The organism is Ruminococcus sp. AM43-6 (assembly GCF_003461785.1).
In the GTDB taxonomy this organism is placed as follows: domain Bacteria; phylum Bacillota; class Clostridia; order Oscillospirales; family Ruminococcaceae; genus Hominimerdicola; species Hominimerdicola aceti.
Map to the genome: position 1 here is coordinate 35194 of NZ_QTXU01000003.1, position 20668 is coordinate 55861.

25 protein-coding genes are annotated in these 20668 nt (G+C 44.5%); 4 read left to right on the forward strand and 21 right to left on the reverse strand.

Translation table 11 applies throughout. The annotated features are described in order from the left end of the window. Positions 1–64 precede the first annotated feature (64 nt). Positions 65–883 carry an AraC family transcriptional regulator gene (locus tag DW938_RS03430; RefSeq protein WP_181984359.1) on the reverse strand — a complete coding sequence of 273 codons (819 nt, stop codon included), beginning with the start codon at positions 881–883 and terminating at the stop codon, positions 65–67. Between the two features lie 389 nt (positions 884–1272). Here DW938_RS03430 and DW938_RS03435 point away from each other — a divergent pair, with 389 nt between their 5' ends. Beyond that, the gene (locus DW938_RS03435) at positions 1273–1986 is read left to right on the forward strand and encodes an acyl-ACP thioesterase domain-containing protein (RefSeq protein ID WP_118123902.1); all 714 of its coding nucleotides are present in this window, start codon (positions 1273–1275) and stop codon (positions 1984–1986) included. A gap of 164 nt (positions 1987–2150) precedes the next feature. Further along, the gene (gene cysK / locus DW938_RS03440) at positions 2151–3083 is read left to right on the forward strand and encodes a cysteine synthase A (RefSeq protein ID WP_022286644.1); all 933 of its coding nucleotides are present in this window, start codon (positions 2151–2153) and stop codon (positions 3081–3083) included. A gap of 164 nt (positions 3084–3247) precedes the next feature. On the opposite strand, the gene DW938_RS03445 is transcribed toward cysK, so the two are convergent. The 15 genes from DW938_RS03445 to DW938_RS03515 form a co-directional block, all read right to left on the reverse strand. Continuing rightward, complete coding sequence (locus DW938_RS03445) at positions 3248–4450, reverse strand: transglutaminase domain-containing protein (protein WP_118123903.1); 1203 nt, start codon at positions 4448–4450, stop codon at positions 3248–3250. A 17-nt stretch (positions 4451–4467) separates the two neighbouring features. Then, a complete protein-coding gene (locus DW938_RS03450; protein WP_118123904.1) occupies positions 4468–4989 on the reverse strand; it encodes a DUF4358 domain-containing protein in 522 nt (173 codons plus the stop codon). 145 nt (positions 4990–5134) lie between these two features. Continuing rightward, the gene (locus tag DW938_RS03455; RefSeq protein ID WP_118123905.1) at positions 5135–6046 is read right to left on the reverse strand and encodes a dihydroorotate dehydrogenase; all 912 of its coding nucleotides are present in this window, start codon (positions 6044–6046) and stop codon (positions 5135–5137) included. Further along, positions 6039–6812, reverse strand: a complete 774-nt coding sequence (locus DW938_RS03460; protein WP_118123906.1) for a dihydroorotate dehydrogenase electron transfer subunit — start codon at positions 6810–6812, stop codon at positions 6039–6041. The genes DW938_RS03455 and DW938_RS03460 overlap by 8 nt, the downstream gene beginning before the upstream one ends. A gap of 18 nt (positions 6813–6830) precedes the next feature. Beyond that, entirely contained in the window at positions 6831–7313 is a 483-nt protein-coding gene (locus DW938_RS03465) for a hypothetical protein (RefSeq protein WP_117896421.1), read from the reverse strand. Between the two features lie 21 nt (positions 7314–7334). After that, positions 7335–8270 carry an orotidine-5'-phosphate decarboxylase gene (gene pyrF / locus DW938_RS03470; RefSeq protein WP_118123961.1) on the reverse strand — a complete coding sequence of 312 codons (936 nt, stop codon included), beginning with the start codon at positions 8268–8270 and terminating at the stop codon, positions 7335–7337. 28 nt (positions 8271–8298) lie between these two features. Beyond that, the gene (locus tag DW938_RS03475; RefSeq protein ID WP_118123907.1) at positions 8299–9567 is read right to left on the reverse strand and encodes a dihydroorotase; all 1269 of its coding nucleotides are present in this window, start codon (positions 9565–9567) and stop codon (positions 8299–8301) included. An 87-nt stretch (positions 9568–9654) separates the two neighbouring features. Then, a complete protein-coding gene (locus DW938_RS03480) occupies positions 9655–10134 on the reverse strand; it encodes a hypothetical protein (RefSeq protein WP_117876837.1) in 480 nt (159 codons plus the stop codon). Between the two features lie 39 nt (positions 10135–10173). Continuing rightward, positions 10174–11841 (reverse strand): dihydroxy-acid dehydratase, encoded by a 1668-nt coding sequence (gene ilvD / locus DW938_RS03485; RefSeq protein ID WP_117876839.1) that lies wholly within the window; start codon positions 11839–11841, stop codon positions 10174–10176. A 42-nt stretch (positions 11842–11883) separates the two neighbouring features. Continuing rightward, the gene (locus DW938_RS03490; RefSeq protein WP_117876841.1) at positions 11884–12402 is read right to left on the reverse strand and encodes a hypothetical protein; all 519 of its coding nucleotides are present in this window, start codon (positions 12400–12402) and stop codon (positions 11884–11886) included. A gap of 15 nt (positions 12403–12417) precedes the next feature. Next, entirely contained in the window at positions 12418–13218 is an 801-nt protein-coding gene (locus tag DW938_RS03495; protein WP_118123908.1) for a hypothetical protein, read from the reverse strand. Between the two features lie 28 nt (positions 13219–13246). After that, entirely contained in the window at positions 13247–14206 is a 960-nt protein-coding gene (locus tag DW938_RS03500) for an ROK family glucokinase (protein WP_022286632.1), read from the reverse strand. Between the two features lie 28 nt (positions 14207–14234). Further along, on the reverse strand, positions 14235–14480 hold the full coding sequence (locus DW938_RS03505; RefSeq protein WP_117858428.1) for a hypothetical protein: 246 nt from the start codon (positions 14478–14480) through the stop codon (positions 14235–14237). Positions 14481–14490: 10 nt separating this feature from the next. Continuing rightward, the gene (locus DW938_RS03510) at positions 14491–15447 is read right to left on the reverse strand and encodes a type I phosphomannose isomerase catalytic subunit (RefSeq protein ID WP_117858431.1); all 957 of its coding nucleotides are present in this window, start codon (positions 15445–15447) and stop codon (positions 14491–14493) included. Between the two features lie 128 nt (positions 15448–15575). After that, positions 15576–16292, reverse strand: a complete 717-nt coding sequence (locus DW938_RS03515; RefSeq protein WP_118123909.1) for a hypothetical protein — start codon at positions 16290–16292, stop codon at positions 15576–15578. 302 nt (positions 16293–16594) lie between these two features. On the opposite strand from DW938_RS03515, the gene ruvX reads away from it, so the two are divergent. Together ruvX and DW938_RS03525 are read left to right on the forward strand one after the other, a co-directional pair. Next, positions 16595–17026, forward strand: coding sequence for a Holliday junction resolvase RuvX (gene ruvX, locus DW938_RS03520; protein WP_022286628.1), 432 nt, complete (start codon positions 16595–16597; stop codon positions 17024–17026). Continuing rightward, positions 16989–17849 carry a metallophosphoesterase gene (locus DW938_RS03525; RefSeq protein WP_118123910.1) on the forward strand — a complete coding sequence of 287 codons (861 nt, stop codon included), beginning with the start codon at positions 16989–16991 and terminating at the stop codon, positions 17847–17849. Before ruvX ends, DW938_RS03525 begins: the two co-directional genes overlap by 38 nt. Here DW938_RS03525 and DW938_RS03530 read toward each other — a convergent pair. From DW938_RS03530 to ffh, 5 genes are all read right to left on the reverse strand, one after another. After that, positions 17808–18116 (reverse strand): sulfite exporter TauE/SafE family protein, encoded by a 309-nt coding sequence (locus tag DW938_RS03530; RefSeq protein WP_242992354.1) that lies wholly within the window; start codon positions 18114–18116, stop codon positions 17808–17810. The genes DW938_RS03525 and DW938_RS03530 overlap by 42 nt on opposite strands. A gap of 81 nt (positions 18117–18197) precedes the next feature. Further along, the gene (locus tag DW938_RS03535; protein WP_242992356.1) at positions 18198–18557 is read right to left on the reverse strand and encodes a sulfite exporter TauE/SafE family protein; all 360 of its coding nucleotides are present in this window, start codon (positions 18555–18557) and stop codon (positions 18198–18200) included. Between the two features lie 55 nt (positions 18558–18612). Then, positions 18613–18846, reverse strand: a complete 234-nt coding sequence (locus DW938_RS03540; RefSeq protein ID WP_022286624.1) for a KH domain-containing protein — start codon at positions 18844–18846, stop codon at positions 18613–18615. 113 nt (positions 18847–18959) lie between these two features. Continuing rightward, entirely contained in the window at positions 18960–19202 is a 243-nt protein-coding gene (rpsP, locus tag DW938_RS03545; RefSeq protein ID WP_022286623.1) for a 30S ribosomal protein S16, read from the reverse strand. 67 nt (positions 19203–19269) lie between these two features. Next, complete coding sequence (gene ffh, locus DW938_RS03550; protein WP_022286622.1) at positions 19270–20637, reverse strand: signal recognition particle protein; 1368 nt, start codon at positions 20635–20637, stop codon at positions 19270–19272. Positions 20638–20668 lie beyond the last annotated feature (31 nt).

Genomic DNA, 20668 nt, shown 5'->3' on the forward strand with positions numbered 1-20668 from the left:
ATTAAGATACGAACATTTTGCTTTGAAATATGCTAAGAAAATTCTAATAAAGCTTAAAATATTATTACAAACCTGTTCCTCTTGAACGACGGTATTCTCTTGGCGAAACGCCCTCAAGCTTTTTGAAAACGATGCTGAAATAGTTTCTGTCCTCATAGCCCACCTGTTTGCCTATGTCGCCTATGTCAGAGTCGGTGTTAAGAAGCAGAGATTTTGCCTGAGAGATACGTCGTTTTGCAATATATTCAAGTGGACGCATTGAAGTTTCTGCTTTAAAAACACGGCAGAAATGTTGTACTGACACTCCCGAAAGTCCTGCAAGTGTTTCTGCGGTGATATCCTCCATGTATCGGTTGTCAATATACAAAAGCGCCTGCCTTGTAATGCTACCCACGTTGTTTCGGCTGTCAGGGAAAAGCATTGCAGTCCTCATGGTAAGGATATATTCATACACAAGTGCGGAAGTTTTTTCGCCACAATTCACAGGGTCGGCAGCGGCAACTAAAATTCGCTCAAAAAGCTGAGCGGGTTTTTGGGTGTTTATCTCAGGGGAGAATCTAAAGCTGTCAAAGCCAAGGTTTGCAAGCATTTGCCCCGCAAATTCACCACGGAAAACTATCCAGTTTGTTATCCAATTTCCATTTGAGGGATAATATTCATGCGGAACGCTAGGGGGAAGATAAAATGCCGAGCCTTTTGTCTGCACAAATTCTTCTCCCCCGACAATTAGTCTGCCCTCGCCCCCTGAGGTAAAAAGAAGCTGATGTGAAACAAGCCCTTTGTCCCTTGTGACGTGAAATTCAGGGTCGGAAATGCCTATTCCGGTGAGATAAAAGGGCAGTGAAGTCTGCCTGCCGATAACAGGATATATGACCTTTGTCACTGCCACACCTCCTTTTTAAAGTGAAGTTTCATGGTAAATTATATATCCACAAGTGCGATTTGTCAATAGTTCGGTGCTTGACTACGGGTAAACATTGTACTAAACTTTTATACACAGCGTTTTTCGACACAGCGAACGCCCGAAAGGCAGATGAACATTTTGGAAAAAATCACGATAGGAAAGCATTCAAAGCTCTGATACAGACTGAAGGGTCAGAATTTTCGCTGACCCTTTTGCTTTGCCCTGCTGTTTAATTCTCCGAAACATCAATAACAACATACTCAGACTTGCAGTAATATTATGCTTGCTAACAATTTTAACTGTTTCGCTGTTGAAAAAAGCGACAATAAGTTGTATAATTATCATATAGCAGAATGGAGGAAAGCAATATGTATGAAATGAAACGCACTGTAAATTGCAGCCAGATAGGTTCGCATGGCATAATAAGAAATAGCTGCCTTGTTGACCTTTTGCAGGATTGCTCTGTTATCCACCTTGACACTCACCCTGTTATGTCGCCTTTTTTTGAGAAAGAAAACTGCGTGATGTTTCTTGTGTCAAGACAGCTTGATATCGTCCGCAGACCTGAGCAAAACGAAAAGCTCACCGTCAAAACATGGACATATGAGCTTAAAAGAATGTATGGCTACAGAAACACAGTTATATATGACGAAAACGGTGATATCTGCGTGAAGTCTATAGCTTCTGGCGCTTTCATGGACAAAACCTCTCAGCGGCCTATAAAAGTTCCACAGGAGCTTGTTGATAGGGTGAAGCTCTATCCAAAGCTTGATATGGAGTATCTTCCAAGAAAGATAGCCCTACCTGATACTGAGCCACAGGTGTATGAGGATATCCCGGTGCTGAAATGCTATATCGACATGAACGAACACGTCAATAATGCGAGATATCTTGACATAACAGACGAGTTTGTGGAAAACGAGTCTGCTGTGAAGCGTATCCGTGTGGAATATAAAAATCCCTTGAAGCGTGGTAAAGTCATAAAGGCTCTTGTTTATACCGATGAGGGCAGAAAATTTGTGGAGCTTTGTGATGAAAATAATAAGCCATATTGCATTACTGAGTATGATTATAGGTCATAATGTACAAATTGAAGCTTGCAATAAGCTGATTTTGTTGTATAAAACACAGAAAGCATATTAATCCTATTGACATAGTAGGAATAAAGTGATATAGTATAACCATAGCAAACATAAGCGGTACAGAAAACCGCATAAAATAATTTTCATATCGGAGGTAGATTAAAATGTCAAAGATCTATAAGGGCGTTTCGGAGCTTATCGGAAAAACTCCAATAATCGAAGCAGTTAATTTTGAAAAGGCAGTAGAGGCTGACGCAACTATCCTTGCAAAGCTTGAATATTTCAACCCGGCAGGAAGCGTTAAGGACAGAGTTGCACTTGCAATGATCGAGGAAGCTGAGAAGAAGGGCGTTCTCAAGAAAGGCGCAACTATCATAGAGCCTACATCAGGAAACACAGGTATCGGTCTTGCGGCTGTGGGCGTATCAAAGGGCTACAAGGTAATTCTTACAATGCCTGAAACAATGAGTATCGAAAGAAGAAATCTTCTTAAAGCATATGGAGCACAGATAGTTCTCACAGAAGGCGCAAAGGGCATGACAGGTGCTATCAAGAAGGCTGACGAGCTTAAGGGCGAGATCGAGAACTCTGTTATCCTCGGTCAGTTCGTAAACCCTGCAAACCCAGCCGCTCACTTTGCAACAACAGGTCCTGAGATCTGGGAAGATACAGACGGCAAGGTAGACATCTTTATTGCAGGCGTTGGCACAGGCGGAACAGTAACAGGTGTTGGTCAGTATCTCAAATCAAAGAACCCTGACGTTAAGATCGTAGCAGTAGAGCCTGCAACTTCACCTGTTCTTTCACAGGGCAAATCAGGTCCACACAAAATTCAGGGTATCGGTGCAGGCTTCGTTCCTGATGTCCTTGATACAAAGGTTTATGACGAGATCCTTCCTATCGAGAATGAGGACGCTTTCAAGACAGGAAACAAGTTCGCTAAAACAGAGGGTATCCTCGTTGGTATCTCCTCAGGTGCAGCACTTAAAGCCGCTGAGATACTTTCAAAGAGACCTGAGAACAAGGGCAAGACTATCGTTGCACTTCTCCCTGATACAGGTGAGAGATATCTTTCAACAGCACTTTTCGAGAACTAATTTCTCAAACATACAAAATCGGAAAAGGGCAGACAGTCAGGCAAGCTGACGTGTGACCCAAAGGGCAAGCTTTCTTCGATCAAATCCGATATAAAAAGCCGCAGGGTATACAGCGTAAAAACTGTATGCCCTGCGGCTTTTATTAAAGAATCCCCTTATAATCTTTAACCCATTATGTTATTATCAGAATAATCAGGCTCATACTCATAATCTATTCCGAGAGCATCTGAGAATGCCTTTGAAAGCTTGTCGTAATCAATGCCAAGTGCATTGTCTGTGTCATAAGAATTATCTGAATCGTCATCGTCTGCCGAGTTTAAAGAAATTCCAAAGCAAACCTTGTCCCCTGCGTCAATAACAGGTGTGGAAGAGACGTTGTAATCGTCAATGTAAAAGTTTGATATTATGTTTGTGACCTGCTCCGCAACAGCAGTGCTGCCTGCACCCTCCGGCACGTCCAGTGACATATATACAGTTTTTCCTTTATCTGACATTGCTTTCTTTATGCGTTGAGGTATATCATAAACGCTGTCAAGCTTCTTGGCATTCTTGCATATGTAGCAATCGTCAGTGGCAGTGCATTCAGGGAAGTCCTCTTTGTTCCAAGGATAAGAGCCGTCGTCCTTTGCAGTGTCAGGTACGTTGAAATATGCGTAGTCAGGAGCTTCGTTGCCGCCGTCAAATGTCACATCAAGGTGATACCATTTGCCGTCTATCTTCACAACGTTCCAAGCGTGTTCGCCGTTTTCTGTTGAGTGTATTATCTTGCTGTCGATACCCAGAACATCAAAAAACAGCTTTATTGTTGTTGCGTTTCCAACACAGATAGTAGAGTGGTCATGGAAAAATCCGTAAGGATTGTATGACTCGTCATCTTCACTTTCATCAGATATCGCCACAAGAGAATCGTCATTAAAGTGCGTCTGAGAGAACACATAATCATAAACAGCCTTTTCCTTGTCATATTCGCTCATGCCGTCTTTGATTATCTCGCCCACAGCCTTTTTTAGCTCTTTGAGTATGTATTTGTCCTTATCGTCAGTGAGCTTTGAATCGTCACCCGACTTGTAAGCTTCAACCACTGCTGTATCATCATAGATAGGGTGTATCTCACCGTTTACGTTGCCGTCACCGTCTGAGGGATCAAATATATCCTCCCCAAGAATGTTAGAAAGCGTGTTTTCCAGCTTTTCAAGCTTGTCGTTAAGTTCTTTTATCTTCTCGCTGTCGCTGCTTTCTGATTGTGATGATGTGCTTTTAGCAATTTTAGTATCAGAACTGCTTTTATCTTTAGCACAGCCTGTCATACCCGCTGTAAGGCTGGTCAGACAAAGTGCAAGGGTAAGTATTTTTTTCGCTGTTGTCATTTTCTTTCCTCCGTTTTTTAATTTATCATGTCTGTTATCTCATCAGATATCTCGTCAGCATTGTCAGAGATAACAAGCACACAGTAATCTCCGGCCTGAAATATCTTTGCCGCCTGTATTTTCTTTGTTTCTTCAGGCTTGTAGTTTTCATACTGATTAAGTCTGTAGCTCAGCCTGTCTGCAAGCTGGCTTTTTGCACTGCTTCCGTCAGCCATTTTGAGCATAGATATCTCGTCAGCATAATTGCCGTCAGAGGAGTAAAGTATTCCTCCATCGCTGAGCTTGTCAGCTTCTATACCATAAAGCTTTTCGGTATTCTTTGTGAAGCTGTCCTCACCGTAAAAAGTCGAAGCGTCCATGTGGTCGCCCTCTATTGCCGAAAGGATATCCTTTGCAGTTTTACCGCTGTCTGCTGTAGATGTAACAGCACTTTCGGAAGCCTCAGACGAAATGGCGTTGTCTGCTCCGCATGATGTCATTGAAAGCGTGGTAAGAACTGTAAGTGCAGATGTTATCACGCAAAGTACTCTAAGAAACATATCTTTCCCCTTTCTCTGTCAGCCTTTCCTGACGACTTAAATTATAGCATTTTTGCAAGCTGTTTTCAATGGATTTAAGAAATTCGTAAGAAAAAACACCATAAAAATATCCGCCCTGTAAAAAGACGGATATTTTACTATGTTGTTACCAAGGCTTAACAGTGCCGACTATCTCAGAGATGTTGTTTATACCGTTGTCTTCGCAGAATTTCTGCATACCCTCGGCTATCTTCACAGGTGCATAAGGGTCAGCAAATATTGCCGCACCTACCTGAACAGCTCCTGCGCCTGCCATCATCATTTCAATGGCGTCTTCCCATGTGGCGATACCGCCCATGCCCATAACAGGTATTTTAACAGCGTTTGCCACCTGCCATACCATTCTTACGGCAACAGGGAACACCGCAGGACCTGAAAGTCCGCCCACGTTGTTTTTCAGTATAGGACGGCGTGTTTTTATGTCGATACGCATACCGAGAAGCGTGTTTATAAGGGAAACAGCGTCCGCACCGTTTGCCTCAACAGACTTTGCAATGTCCACAATGTTCGTAACGTTCGGCGAAAGCTTTACCATAAGAGGCTTTTCCGTAACGTCCTTTACAGCCTTTGTGACCGCACCTGCAACGTTGCAGTCAGTGCCGAAAGCCGCTCCGCCCTGTTTTACGTTCGGGCAGGATATGTTAAGCTCTATCATGTCAACAGCCGTGCCGTTGAGCTTTTCTGCAAGCTCTGCACATTCTTCAATAGTAGAACCTGCAATGTTGGCTATTATCCTTGTGTCTTTTGTTACAAGGTTTGGAAGCTCGTAGTTTATGAACTTGTCAACGCCGCCGTTTTGAAGTCCAACAGAATTGAGCATACCGCTTGGAGTTTCCGCAACTCTAGGACCTGGATTGCCCTCACGGCGGTGAAGCGTAGTGCCTTTTACGGATATTCCGCCCAGCTTTGAAAGGGGATAGAACTGCTCGTACTCTCTGCCGTAGCCGAATGTGCCGCTTGCAGGGATAACAGGGTTTTTGAACTCAACTCCGCAGAAATTCACATTTATCCTATTCATCAAACACTACCTCCTCGCTGTCGAATACAGGACCGTCCTTGCAAACGTGAGAATTGAACTCCTGACCGTCCTTGACAGTGCGGCATACGCATACAAGACACGCACCCACGCCGCAAGCCATTCTCTGTTCAAGAGATACCTGACAGTAAATGCCGTTTTCCTCACATATCTTCGTGATATTTTTGAGCATTATCATTGGACCGCAGGCATAAACGATATCAGGCTTTTCGCTTTTAAGCACATCAATAAGTGCGTCAGTAACAAAGCCCTTTCTTCCTGCTGAGCCGTCGTCAGTGCAAAGCTGAACGTCACAGCCCATGGCCTTGAAGTCCTCCTGCAAAATAACAGCCGCAGCGTTTCTGAAACCGCTTATAACAGTGGCGTTCTCGCCGTATTCCTTTGCAATGCCCACCATTGGAGGTGTGCCTATGCCGCCGCCGATACAGACAGCTTTTTTGCCCTTTTCAAGCACCTTGAAGCCGTTACCCAGCGGTGCGATAATGTCAACAAGGTCGCCCTTGTTAAGCTCGCTTATCTTGTCAGTGCCGTGACCTCTTACCTCAAAAACAAGGCGGATAGTACCCTTGTCCTTGTCGATATCGCAAATAGAGATAGGTCTGCGGAGGAAAAAGCCCTCTGCCTGCACCTGTGCGAACTGTCCTGCCTTTGCCGCCTTTGCGATGTGCGGACAGTATATCTCAATGTCAAAAATTCCTTTTGCAAGGGTCTTTTTTGAAACTATTGGGTATTTACCCTGCTTGTACATTAAAAATCCTCCCTGTACTTAGTTCTTTACCTCATTCGGAGCGTTCACCGCATCAAAAACGAGAGTGACCGAGTTATCATTATCAGTATAAGTAAGCTTTAGCGTGTAAGAGTCAGCAAAATAGCCTATCTCCTGCCTTTTGGACATATTCTCCCAACCGGCAGGCGGCGCAAAATCCACTCCGCTGTCATCAACAAAGATAAGATCAAGATCGTCGCCGTCCATTTCGATAGTGCCTTTTAAGCAGGGATTGCCTGCTTCTGCGTCATACATGAGATAGTTGCCGTCTGAACGGATAATAAGGCTGAGATAGCCCGAATAAAGCTCGCTGTTGTCAAGGGGCGTTTCACGGCATTTCCACTCGCCTACGATACATCTTGGAAAATCGCTTTGCTCCTGCTGACTTTCCGTCAAAGAGCTTGTATCCTCGTTCTTTGCGCAGGAGCATAAAAGCAATGCTCCCACCGTCGCTGTAAACAATATAACGCCCTTTGCTGTCATACTCAGTCACTCCTTTAGTGTTTATTCAAGTGTGATCTTTGGCAGATATGAGATTATATCCTCTTTCATTCTGATAACTTCACGTCTTGCAGCCTTTGCAAAATCATGCTCGTCACAGTTATCCTCTTTCTTGTAAGCACACATTACGCCACGGGAGGAGTTCACTATAGCACCAAGTCCGTGATCGTCAAATGCCTTTGATACGCCCTCAGCACCGCCGCCCTGTGCGCCGTAGCCTGGTACAAGGAAGAATGTGTGCGGCAGAGCCTTTCTCATTTCAGCAAGCTGCTCAGGATAAGTTGCACCCACAACTGCGCCAACACCGCTGTAGCCATACTTGCCCGTAACGTCCTTGCCCCACAGCTCGCACATTGAGCCCATTGTGGCATAAACTGTCTTGTTGCCTATCATAAGATCCTGAAGCTCACCGCTTGACTTGTTTGATGTCTTTACAAGAACGAAAATGCCCTTGTCATATTTTCTGCACTGGTCAAGAAGCGGGTTTATACCGTCTGAGCCGAGATAGCCGTTTACAGTGAGAGCGTCTGCTCCGAAAGCCTCCACAAGCTCACCGCCAACGTCAGTAAGACCAAGATGTGCGGTTGCGTAAGCTTCCATAGTTGCGCCGATATCGTTTCTCTTGCCGTCTGTCATGACGAACATACCTTTTTCCTTTGCATACTGTATAGTCTTGTAAAGGGTCTTTACACCCTCGTAGCCATACATTTCATAGTATGCAGCCTGTGGCTTGATAGCAGGGCAGATATCGTGTATCTCGTCGATTATAGTCTTGTTGAACTCCCATATAGCCTTTGCCGCACCCTTGAGCGTCTTGCCGTATTTCTTGAACTTCTTTTCCTTGATGTATTCAGGAACATAGTCAAGCTTTGGGTCAAGCCCCACTACTGACGGGTTCTGTGTCTTTACGATATTTTCAATAAGTCTGTCAAATGCCATTTTTATCTTCCTTTCGGATATTTTTATATTAAAGCTCAAAAACGAGCTTTCCTCTGCATATTGTGTACATTACCTTGCCTTTGAGCCTTGTGCCTTTGAACACGCTGTTTTTGCTCTTTGAATTAAGCTCGGCAGGGATAACTTCCCATTCATAGTCAGGGTCAAAGATACAAAGGTCGCATCTTTCGCCCACTGCTATCTTGATAGGCTCAAGCCCCATTATCTTTCTCGGATTTACCGACATTATCTCTGCTATCTTGTCAAGACCGCACTTGCCGCTGTGGTAAAGTATTGTAAGCGTAGCTGCAAGGGAAGTTTCAAGTCCCACAACACCGTTTGGAGCTTTCTCAAAGTCAGCCTTTTCTTCTGCGGAGTGTGGAGCGTGGTCGGTGATGATGCAGTCGATAGTGCCGTCAAGAACAGCTTCCTCAACAGCCGCCCTGTCCTCCTCAGTTCTAAGTGGAGGCGACATTCTGAAATCTGCGTCACGGGCTAAAAGCTTTTCGTCTGTGAATGTGAAATAGTGCGGCGCAGTTTCGCAGGTGACCTTAACGCCGTCCTTTTTCGCCGCTCTTATGATGTTCACAGAGCCTTTTGTGGAAACGTGGCATATGTGAACTCTCGCATTGCAGCTCATTGCAAGGCATATCTCACGGGCTGTGATATAGTCTTCAGAGGCTCTGTCCATGCCCTTTACTCCAAGCTTTTCGGATATCTCGCCCTTGTTGATGATACCACCGTTTATTATCTTCAAGTCCTCGCAGTGAGAAGTCACGATAAGACCATTTTCATTAGTTTTTTCAATAGCCTGACGCATAAGCTCAGCGTTCTCAACAGGTCTGCCGTCATCTGAAATGGCGGTAACTCCTGCGGCTTTGAGTGCGTCATAGTCGCAAAGCTCCTGACCTTTCATGCCCTTTGTAACGCAGGCAATAGGGAAAACGTCGATACCTGTTTTCTTTGCCTTTTCAAAAACGTATTTCACACCCTCAGGGGAGTCGATAGGAGGCTTTGTGTTCGGCATACAAGCGACGCCCGTGAAACCGCCAGCCTTTGCGGCGTTCGCACCTGTGATGATGTCCTCCTTGTAGGTAAGACCTGGGTCACGAAAGTGAACGTGCATATCGAAAAGCCCAGGCAATGCACAAAGCTTGCCCTTTGCGTCGATAACTCTCTGAGCATGCTCGTCAGTTTTTCCAAGGTTGACTATCTTTCCTCCGTCAATGCCTATGTCCGTTATACCGTCGAGCCCTGTCTGCGGGTCGCAGGCACGGATATTTTTGATCAGTAGCTCCATTTTTACTCCTTTTTTATCTTAATCAAGTCTTTACTGCACAAAAGCTGCGGCTAAACATATCGTTCAGCCGTAGCCCTTGAAAATTCGTTATTTGCCGTCGTAGAATGAGCCGTCAGAGTCTTTTCTCTCGCAAGAGTAAACTCCGTCAGAGTTCTGGAAGATGAACTTGCAGGTAGCGACCTTGTCGCCCTCGTCCTCAGACGGTACAGAAAGGTTTTTGTAGGAAATAGTCGAGAAGAACTTCATTCTCAGACCGATATCAACAGTTGTATCTCTGTCAGACGGATTTACAAGAAGCTGTATCTTTCCGCTTCCCCCGTCCTCCTGAATTTTAAACCAGCCCTTTGCGACAACTGAGCTGTCATCAGCGCGAGTGATAGTGAAATCGCCCTCGTCAGAGAATTCAAAAGTAATGTTTGCGTCCTTATCTGTCCATGTTCCAGAGATAAGCTCTCTTGAATCGCCTGATCTTGACGGCTGATTGAATACATATGTGCAGATGAAAACACCTACTACTACAAGAACTACAAAAAGTATTCCAAGCAAGCCTGAAATGATTTTTTTCATATTATTCCGCCTTTCTCCCTTATTATTTTGTATCGGATATTAGTCCTTTATCTGAAGTATAGCACCTCTGTTTGCAGAAGTTACAAGTGAAGCGTATCTTGCAAGATAGCCTGTTGTTACCTTTGGCTGTCTTGGCTTCCAGTTCTTTCTTCTTTCAGCAAGCTCCTCGTCAGATACTTTAAGTGTGATAGAGCAGTTGTCAATATCTATTGCTATCATATCTCCTTCTTCAACAAGTGCGATAGGACCGCCTACGGCTGCCTCAGGTGAAACGTGACCGATAGAAGCACCTCTTGAAGCGCCGCTGAAACGTCCGTCAGTGATAAGTGCAACAGTTGAGCCAAGACCCATGCCTGCGATAGCAGATGTAGGATTGAGCATCTCTCTCATTCCAGGACCGCCCTTTGGTCCCTCATAACGGATAACGACAACGTCGCCCTCAACTATCTTGCCGCCTCTGATAGCAGCGATAGCGTCCTCCTCGCAGTCGAATACTCTTGCAGGACCTTCATGAGCCAGCATTTCAGGCGCAACAGCTGAACGCTTAACAACGCAGGTGTCAGGAGCAAGGTTTCCTCTGAGAACTGCGATTCCGCCTGTCTGAGAATATGGGTTGTCTATTGGTCTGATAAGCTCAGGGTTCTTGTTTACAACGCCGCTGATGTTCTCGCCTACTGTCTTGCCTGTGCAAGTCATGCAGTCTGTGTTGATAAGGTGTTTCTTGTTAAGCTCGCCAAGAACTGCGTAAACTCCGCCTGCTTCGTTGAGGTCTTCCATGTATGTGTGACCGGCAGGAGCAAGGTGACAGAGGTTTGGCGTTCTCTTTGATATCTCGTTTACAAAGTCAAGGTCAAGCTCTACTCCGCACTCGTGAGCGATAGCAGGGAGGTGAAGCATTGAGTTTGTTGAACAGCCAAGCGCCATATCAGCTGTGATAGCGTTGATGAAAGCGTCCTTTGTCATGATATCTCTTGGTCTGATGTTCTTCTTGTAAAGCTCCATTACCTGCATACCTGCGTGCTTTGCAAGCTTGAGTCTTTCAGAATATACAGCAGGGATAGTGCCGTTTCCTCTAAGACCCATGCCGAGAACTTCTGTAAGGCAGTTCATAGAGTTTGCAGTGTACATACCTGAACAGCTTCCGCAAGTCGGACAGGCTTTATTCTCAAATTCCTCAACGTCGTCAAGTGTGAACTTGCCTGCGTTGTAAGTACCAACAGCCTCGAACATACTTGAAAGGGAAGTTTTCTTGCCCTTAACGTGACCAGCCAGCATTGGACCGCCTGATACGAAAATAGTAGGAACGTTTACTCTTGCGGCTGCCATGAGCAGACCAGGAACGTTCTTGTCGCAGTTTGGTATCATAACAAGAGCGTCAAAGTGATGAGCCAAAGCCATGCACTCTGTTGAGTCTGCGATAAGGTCACGGGTAACGAGAGAATATTTCATTCCCATGTGACCCATAGCGATACCGTCGCAAACAGCGATAGCAGGGAATACAACAGGTGTTCCGCCTGCCATTGCAACGCCCATTTTAACAGCTTCAACTATCTTATCAATGTTCATGTGACCAGGAACTATCTCATTATATGAAGATACGATACCAACGAGAGGTCTGTCCATTTCTTCCTTTGTCATGCCAAGAGCATTGAAAAGTGATCTCTGTGGAGCTTTGTCTACTCCGTCACAAAAATAATTACACGCCATTTTTTATTACCTCTTTTGAAAAATATATTACTGAGAGCGGTATTATTCTCCGTCCTCATTTTCTTTTGTTTCAGCCTCGTCTGAGCTTTCCTCTGTCTTTGCAGGGTGCAGACGCTTTCTTACACCGTATGCAGAGCAGTATTCGCAAACGATATCCAGCACTGAGAATATGATAAGCATAAAATTCATTGAGAAGATACCTGTCACAAGCACGAATGCCGCAGGGATAATGAAAAGCGGGATCCCAGTGCCGTAAATATCTTCAAAATGATTGCCTTTTTTATAATGCCTTATCCAAAGCACCCAATAAAGTGCGATAACGAGCAGTGCAACAACAGCCCATATTATGAAAAGCAGCTTGCTTGAAAAGCCTACCTTGTAATCTCCGATAGCAAGGCACATATAGCCTATGCAGCCAAATCTGCCCACACACTTTGCAATGAAAACGATAATGTTCTCGTCCTCAAGCTCAGGCTTGTCGGCAGGTGTCTTGAAACAGGCTGCTATCACAGGTATCAGCAAAAGCAAAGTAGGTATAAAACCTATTATACTGAACTTCATTTCGTTTTGTCCTCCTTAGCGGAATGGTCTGTCCTCTATTTTAACTACTTCTCTGCGGAATGTGCGTGCCGCTTCGTCAACAGCAGCCATAAGCTTTTTCTCAAGTGGAGTACCAACAACATCAGCATTGTAACATACGCCGATGTAGCTTTGGGGGTTGAACTCATCATGGAATTGACAGTTATAAAAATACTCTATCTTGCCAAACCTGTTTTTCACCTTGGCTTTGAACTGTATCCTAGGTCCCATATCATCAACACGCAGGAACATCATTGCATTGTCAGGCGTGCCGCCATTTCGACATTTATCTATCATATAGTATATCTCGTCATCAGGCGCACTTACCATTTCAAAATAAGGTGTATTGCTGTCAGAGTAATTGTCATCAAAATCATCATCACAGTTTGGCAGATACATTGCGCCATAATCAAAGTCACATTCTGTTTCGATGAAATCACCGCTCAGGTCAAATGATACTTTCACCCTTATTTCTGCGTCTTTGCCGTCGAAAATTTCATAGGTTATTTCTCTTGACGGCTTTGCAGGAATACTTGCTGTGTCAAGAACTTCCTGCGGTGTGGTATATGTCGGTCTTGTATAAGCACAATTGCTTCTCTTGCTTGAACTTGTGCTTGAAGTGGCAGTGCTTGGTTTGCTTGAAGCCGTGGAGCTTGAAGTGCCATTTATAGCTTCGTTTTTCTTGTCCATAGCCTGATCAAACAGGTCTTTAAGCCCTGTCGGGCCGTTGCCGCTTTTTGCTGCAGCGTTGTCTATTGCGTCAACCGCACCCTTTAAAAGCTTATCAAATAATCCCATTGTAGTTGCCCCTTTTCTTTTTTGTTATTTATTTCTTGTGTGAAAGTCCAAGGAATGCCGCACCGATTATGCCTGCGTCATTTCCGAGCTTTGCAATAACTATCTCAGTGTTCTTTGCTGAATTCTTTGTGTAAATTTCCTTAGCCACAAGCTCTTTCAGCGGCAAAAGCAGAGGGTCACCTTCGTTGCATACGCCGCCGCCGATACAGAGTATATCAGGCTGGAAGATGTTTATTGTGTTTGTGATTCCGCAAGCAAGATACTTTATGTATTTGTCAACAACTTCCTTGCCTGCCTTATCGCCTGCTCTCATAGCGTTGAACGCAGTTCTTGCAGAAACTTTGCCGTCCTCTTCGTTCATTTTCCACATGATAGAGTCCTTGTCCTCGAACATAGCCTCTTTTGTCATTCTTACAAGACCTGTTGCAGAAGAGAATACCTCAAAGCAGCCGTGTCTGCCGCAAGTACACTGCGGACCGTTAGGGTCGATAACAGTGTGACCTATCTCAGCACCTGCAAAGTTGAAGCCTGAATATATCTTTCCGTTAATGATTATTCCTCCGCCAACGCCTGTGCCCAGAGTGATACAAACAGCGTCGTTCGCACCCTTTGCTGCACCTGCAACATACTCGCCGTATGCCGCAGCGTTAGCGTCGTTCTCAACATAGCAAGGCTTGTCGATAAACTTCTTCATAAGGTCAACAACGTGGAAGTTAAGGAAACCAAGGTTGTTTGAATACTCAATAACGCCAGTGTCAGAATTTGCAGTGCCAGGTGTGCCGATACCTACAGACTCTATCTGCTCTATCTCCAGCCCTGCGTTCTTTACAGCTTCCAAAGCGACCTTAGCCATATCCTCGCAGATCTCCTCCGCAGGTCTTGGCAGATTGGTCTTGCAGGTAGCCTTTGCGATTATCTCAAATTCTTCATTTACAACACCTGCTTTGATGTTAGTGCCGCCAAGATCAATACCAATGTAATACTTCATAATAATTTCTCCCTTTTATTTTCTGAGCTTACTGAGCGTTATCGCTCTCAGTGTCATCGTCATATTCGTGAAAGTTTATCTCTTCCTTTTCCTCTTTTGGCTTTTGGGCTTCAGCCTTTTTTGCTATGGCGTCATATACCAGAAGATACACAAGCTCCAGCACCACAAAGCTGATAAGACCTATCCAAAATGAGCTTGCAACAAATCCGATAATAAAAGCGATCACAAGTGCGCCAAGCTCACCTATCTCTTTTTTTAGGTCAAGTTTAAGCATTTATCTCACCTTAGTCTATCTTTGTAAGCACGAATGTGCATTTGCCCTCAACAGTATACTTGCCTGTGCCTGCTGAAATGAATACGCTTTCGCCCTTCTTTGCAGAAACAGTTTCGCCACCGCTGATAACAGGCTCGCCCTCGAGAACGAGAATACTGTTGAAACTGTTTTCGTCAGCGTCAAGCTCAGCCTTTGTTTCAACGTTCACTCTGTATGTTGTGAAGTATTCGCATTTTGAAAGAAGCTTTATGTCATAGCCGTCCTTCTTCTCAACAGGTGTCTCAGGATACTGCTCAGCAGGAGCAAGCTTTGTTACGTCAAGAGCCTTGTCAACGTGAAGCTCTCTAGGCTTGCCGTCCTTGCCAACTCTGCCATAGTCATAAATTCTGTATGTAGTGTTTGAGTTCTGCTGTATCTCAGCAATAAGGATACCCTTGCCGATAGCATGGAGCGTGCCTGACTTGATGAAGAAAACATCGCCCTTCTTAACAGGTACAGCGTTTGTTACTTCAAGAAGCGTGTTGTCAGCGATCCTTCTTGCAAATTCTTCCTTTGTTATCTCGTGCTTGAAACCGTAGAGAAGAGTAGCACCCTCGTCACAGTCAACAACATACCACATCTCGGTCTTGCCGTATTCGCCTTCAACTCTCATTGCATAATCGTTGTCAGGGTGTACCTGTACGGAAAGATTGTCCTTAGCGTCAATGAGCTTAATAAGGATAGGGAAGTTCTCAAATCTTTCGCAGTTCTTGCCAAGAACGCCCTTGCCTGCCTTTTCGATATACTCATTGAGTGTCAGACCCTTGTATTCGCCGTCAGCCACAACGCTTGGACCGTCCTTATGACAAGAAAGCTCCCAGCTCTCTGCGACCTTATCATAATCGCACTTTTTGCCGTACTCATCTCTAAGTCTGGTACCGCCCCAGATGTAGTCCTTAAATGCTGGATCAAGTTTAAATATTGACATTTTATATAGCCTCCAATTATTAAATATACCTTTTAATATAATACCATAACTCCGTCTATAAGTCAATATTTCTGGTATAAAAAAAGCAGGAGAACGAACTGCTCGTCCTCCTGCTGATAGCGTTATTTTTATTTCTTCTCGTCCTCACCGTTCTTAGGCTCATCAAAAAGATTTTTCTTGTCAACGAACTTGCCGGTGCTTACGTCAAAGGCTTCACTTGACTTCTTGTTCATGATTATCACAATTACCACAACTGCGATAGCAATTCCTGCGATGACCGCAATAACTATGATAATAGGGTTTGTTCCCTTTGAGTCTTTTTCTTCCTTTTCTGCATAAGTCTTTGTCTTGCAGTTCGTTACCGTTATGCCTGTTACTGTTATCTTTGCCCTGTCAGTTGCGCCGATTATGATGTTGTATACCTGACTGAAATCGTCCGTGCCGTATGCAGTTGCGATAGATTCAAAATCATATGTAGCTGATGAATCGTCAAACTTCACAGGTGCTATCTTTGCCCATACCGCACCGTCCTGAGCGGCTGATGTAGTGGTGTTGTCCCAGCTCTGGAAAATAAGCTCAGCATTGTATTTGTTTCCTGCCTTTTCGTTTATTTCCTCGCTCTTGAATGTGACGATTATCTCTGAATCCTTTGTAAGCCTTGTTGCGTTGAAAGTTGCCTGATCGACAGTGATAGACTGTTCCCAATTGCTACAAGTCGTTGCGGAAGAGCAGTCGATAGTAACGTCTTCTGTTTCTGCGTTTTCGGCAAAAGCTGTCAGTGTGCATGAGAATATTGAAGCGCAGGCGATGATAGCAGACATTGCTGCTGATAAAAATTTCTTCATTTTCTTTTTCCTTTCAAATTCTTACAAAATATAATTTTGCACAAAACCTAACCCTGATATTTGTGCATACCCTCTGATAATAAAGCATTATAACATAATTAAAAATAAAAATCAATAACCATAATGCACAAATAATCACAGTATTTAAGGAACTATTTTACTTTTTTGAGAAAATGATCTGCAGAAAGCTTTTCCACATTGCGTCCTTGCAGTTTAATTTCCTAAATTCTGCTTTAGGACTTGCTTTACAGACAGTATTATGATATAATGATACGAAAAGTCATGATGTAGAGGTGTGTGAAATGAAAATAATGGCAATAGATTATGGTGACGCAAGAACAGGCTTTGCAATAAGCGACCGCTCTGAGTTTCTTGCTTCTCCTATCGGCACTGTTCCTGAGAGAAACGCCGAAAGGCTCGCAGATAAGGCGGCTCAGACAGCGGCTGAGTACGGTGCAGGTGAGATAATAGTAGGTCTGCCTATAAACATGAACGGCACGGAAGGTCCAAGAGCAGAGAAGTGCAGGGCATTTGCTGAGCTTTTGAAAGAGCGTACAGACCTGCCCGTGAGAATGTGGGACGAGCGTTCCACAACTGTCACAGCACACAATATCCTTAACGAAACAAACGTCAGGGGAAAGGCAAGAAAGGCTGTTGTAGATACAGTTGCCGCAACGATAATTTTGGAGGGCTATCTTGAATACAGAAGAAAAAAAGCAAAGCAGGCTGACTAAAAAGCAGAAAAGAAATATCATCATAGTGATAATAGTGCTTGCGGTAATGGTATTAGCCGATTTTGTGTGGTCTAATACCTATATCGAGGTCAAAAAGCTGTCAGCGCATTTTGACAACTTGCCTGAGGGCTTCGAGGGCTGTAAGATAGTTCAGATATCTGACTTCCACAACGAGTGGGGCAAGGGCTATATAGATAGGCTGACGGAAAAGGTCAAAGACTGTGAGCCTGACTATATCTTTGTCACAGGGGACAGCGTAGATCAGATATTTCCCGATGTTGACCGCTCCCTTGAGCTTATGAAAAAGCTCCCTGAGATATGTCCTGTCTATCTTGTTATGGGCAACCATGAATACAATCTTTCTCAGGTGGAAAGGGAAAAGTTTGTTGCAGGCTGTGAAAGCTATGGTGTAAACGTCCTCTATAACGAGCATACCACACTCACACGAAATGGTGATACTATAAGCCTGTTGGGCTTTGACAATATGGAAAATGACAGCGAGGCTTTTTCTCAGGTCACAGAGGATTTTGTCATACTGCTAAATCACTATCCCGAGGATTGCAACTATTTCAGCAAGACCGCAGTGCAGTATGGAACGCATATAGACATAGACTTCACAGGTCACGCACATGGCGGGCTTATAAGGCTACCCTTTGTGAATGGTCTTTATGCACCTGGTCAGGGTCTGTTCCCCAAATACACCGACGGCACTTACAGCGTGAACGATACAACCCTTGTTGTATCAAGAGGAGTGGGCAACAGCGGCTGGACACAGCGTTTCTCAGACCCTTTTGAACTTGTGCTTTTCACTCTTGAAAAATAACTCTTTCAGTCCCATTAGGATAAGGAAAATACCGAAAGCTTTTGAAAGCAGGCTTTGCTCTATCCTGTTTGCAAGCCATGCTGATATAATAACAGCAGCCGTTCCCCACAAAACTGCGGGAACGGCTTTTTTCCATTCCACAAGCTTGTTTTTCGTGTGAAGCACAAGGCTTATTATTGCGATAGGGATAAAAAACACAAGGTTTATCCCCTGCGCCGCTAGTTGCGAAAAGCCTGCAAAGACCGTCAGATAAATTATAAGCACCATTCCGCCCCCAAGACCCATGGAGGCAAAGATACCGGTGAGAAAAGCCACCGCACATATTGTATACCAAGCCGTAATATCACCCTATTTCATAAATATCCTCACGCCTGCAATTATCATAAGTGCGCCGAAAATACGTTTTAGCAGGCTGTTTGAAAGCTTTTTCATGAGCATTGCGCCCACTGCTGCACCTGCCAGACCAAGGGGTATGAATTTCGCAGCCTGCCAAATGTCAAGGCTGCCGCCCTTGAAATATACAAGTCCGCTTATAACAGACAATGGAAGCGTTATAGCAATGGACGTGGCATGAGCTTTTTTCGCCTCACTGCCGCCTTTTTCAAGCATAGGCACTGCTATCATTCCACCGCCTGAACCGAAAAATCCGTTGCATATCCCCACGGCTATACCTGTGAGCGCATTGAAGTATTTTTTATTTATACGCAAAAAAAATCACCCCATACTATTATCTGTACAGGGTGATGATTTATTCACTGAACTATCAGTCTATCTCTACCATTATTTTCTGATCCACACGGGAAGCACCGGCACGCATTACGACTCTTATAGCCTTTGCGATCCTGCCCTGCTTGCCAATAACTCTGCCCATATCGTCCGGAGCAACGTGAAGATGATAAACCACGATACCCTCTGCGTTAGGCTCGTCAACAACGACCTCAACAGCGTCCTTGTTTTCAACAAGCTCAGAAACTATAGTTTCGAGTAATTCTTTCATAAAAATATCTCCATTCTCCCACGAAAATGCGGCAGGGAAGCGTTTTCCCCGCCGAAAACGGCAAGCGAAGTGGTGGGATAAGCAGCTCACCGTCTGATTTGTCTTGTCAGCTATTAGATAGTGCCGTTCTTCTTGAGAAGAGCCTTAACTGTATCAGTTGGCTGTGCACCGTTAGCGATCCAAGACTTTGCCTTTTCGTCGTCAACCTTGAGTACAGAAGGTTCCTTAGTTGGGTCATAGTAGCCCAGCTCTTCGATGAAACGTCCGTCTCTTGGATATCTTGAATCAGCAACTACGATTCTGTAGAAAGGAGCCTTCTTAGCACCCATTCTTCTGAGTCTGATCTTTACTGCCATTGTATTTTCACCTCCATAAAAAACTTCATATATCAAATCAATCACTTGATTGCTGATAGCTTATCAATTATTGTGGCATTCCGCCGCCAAGTCCTTTGAGAAGTGCCGCTCTGTTTCTTCTGGATTTCTTTCCGTGAAGATTTCCGCCAATACCGAACTGCTTCATCATTTTCTGCATCTGTTCAAACTGCTTAAGAAGCTGATTTACGTCAGATACCTGCGTGCCGCTTCCGGCAGCGATACGTCTTTTTCTCTTAGGGTCAATGATCGCAGGCTTTTCTCTTTCAGCCCTTGTCATTGAATTTATCATAGCCTCAGTCTTTTTCAGTTGAACCTCGCCCTGCTCCACCTGCTCGTCTGTTACCTTGTTTGCGCCTGGAAGCATTCTGATAATAGACTTCATAGAGCCCATTTTCTGTATCTGCTTCATCTGCTCCAGCAAGTCGTTAAGGTCAAAGCCCTTTTCCTGCATTTTTTCTGCAAGCTTTTTGGCGTCCTTTTCGTCAACTGTCTGAGTAGCTTTCTCGATAAGTGTGAGCATATCGCCCATGCCAAGTATTCTTGAAGCCATTCTCTCAGGGTGGAAAGCCTCAAACTCGTCAAGCTTTTCGCCCATACCAACGAACTTGATAGGCTTACCTGTTACAGCAAGCACTGAAAGCGCCGCACCGCCTCTTGTGTCAGAGTCGAGCTTTGTAAGGATGACGCTGTCGATGCCAAGAGCCTCGTCAAAGCTTGAAGCCACCTTAACGGCGTCCTGACCGATCATAGCGTCAACAACGAGCATTATCTCGTTCGGCTCAGCGATCTTCTTGATGTCCTTAAGCTCGTTCATAAGCTCCTCATCAATGTGAAGACGTCCTGCCGTATCTATGATAACAAGGTCATTGCCGTAATCCTTGGCGTGCTTGATACCCTCTTTTACTATCTTTCGTGGGTCTATCTGACCCATTTCAAATACTGCGACTTCGGCTCTCTCTCCCACAACCTTTAGCTGTTCGATAGCCGCAGGTCTGTAAACGTCTGCTGCTATAAGCAGAGGACGCTTGCCCTCTTTCTTGAACATCTTCGCAAGCTTTGCAGCGTGTGTTGTTTTACCTGAACCCTGAAGACCGCACATCATTATGATGCAAGGCGGCTTGTTAGGGAAGTTTATCTTCGAGTTAGCCTCGCCCATGAGCTTTATAAGCTCGTCATTAACTATCTTTATGACCTGTTGACCAGGAGTAAGGCTCTTTAGCACTTCCTCGCCAACGCTTCTCTCTGTTACCTTGGCAATAAAATCTTTTACTACCTTGTAGCTAACGTCAGCCTCAAGCAGAGCCATTTTAACTTCACGCATTGCCTCTTTTACATCGGCTTCGCTAAGTTTACCTCTTGATTTAAGACGCTTGAACACGCCGTTTAGTTTTTCTGAAAGTCCTTCAAACGCCATAAGCTGTCCTCCGTATAATTTTTTTATTTAT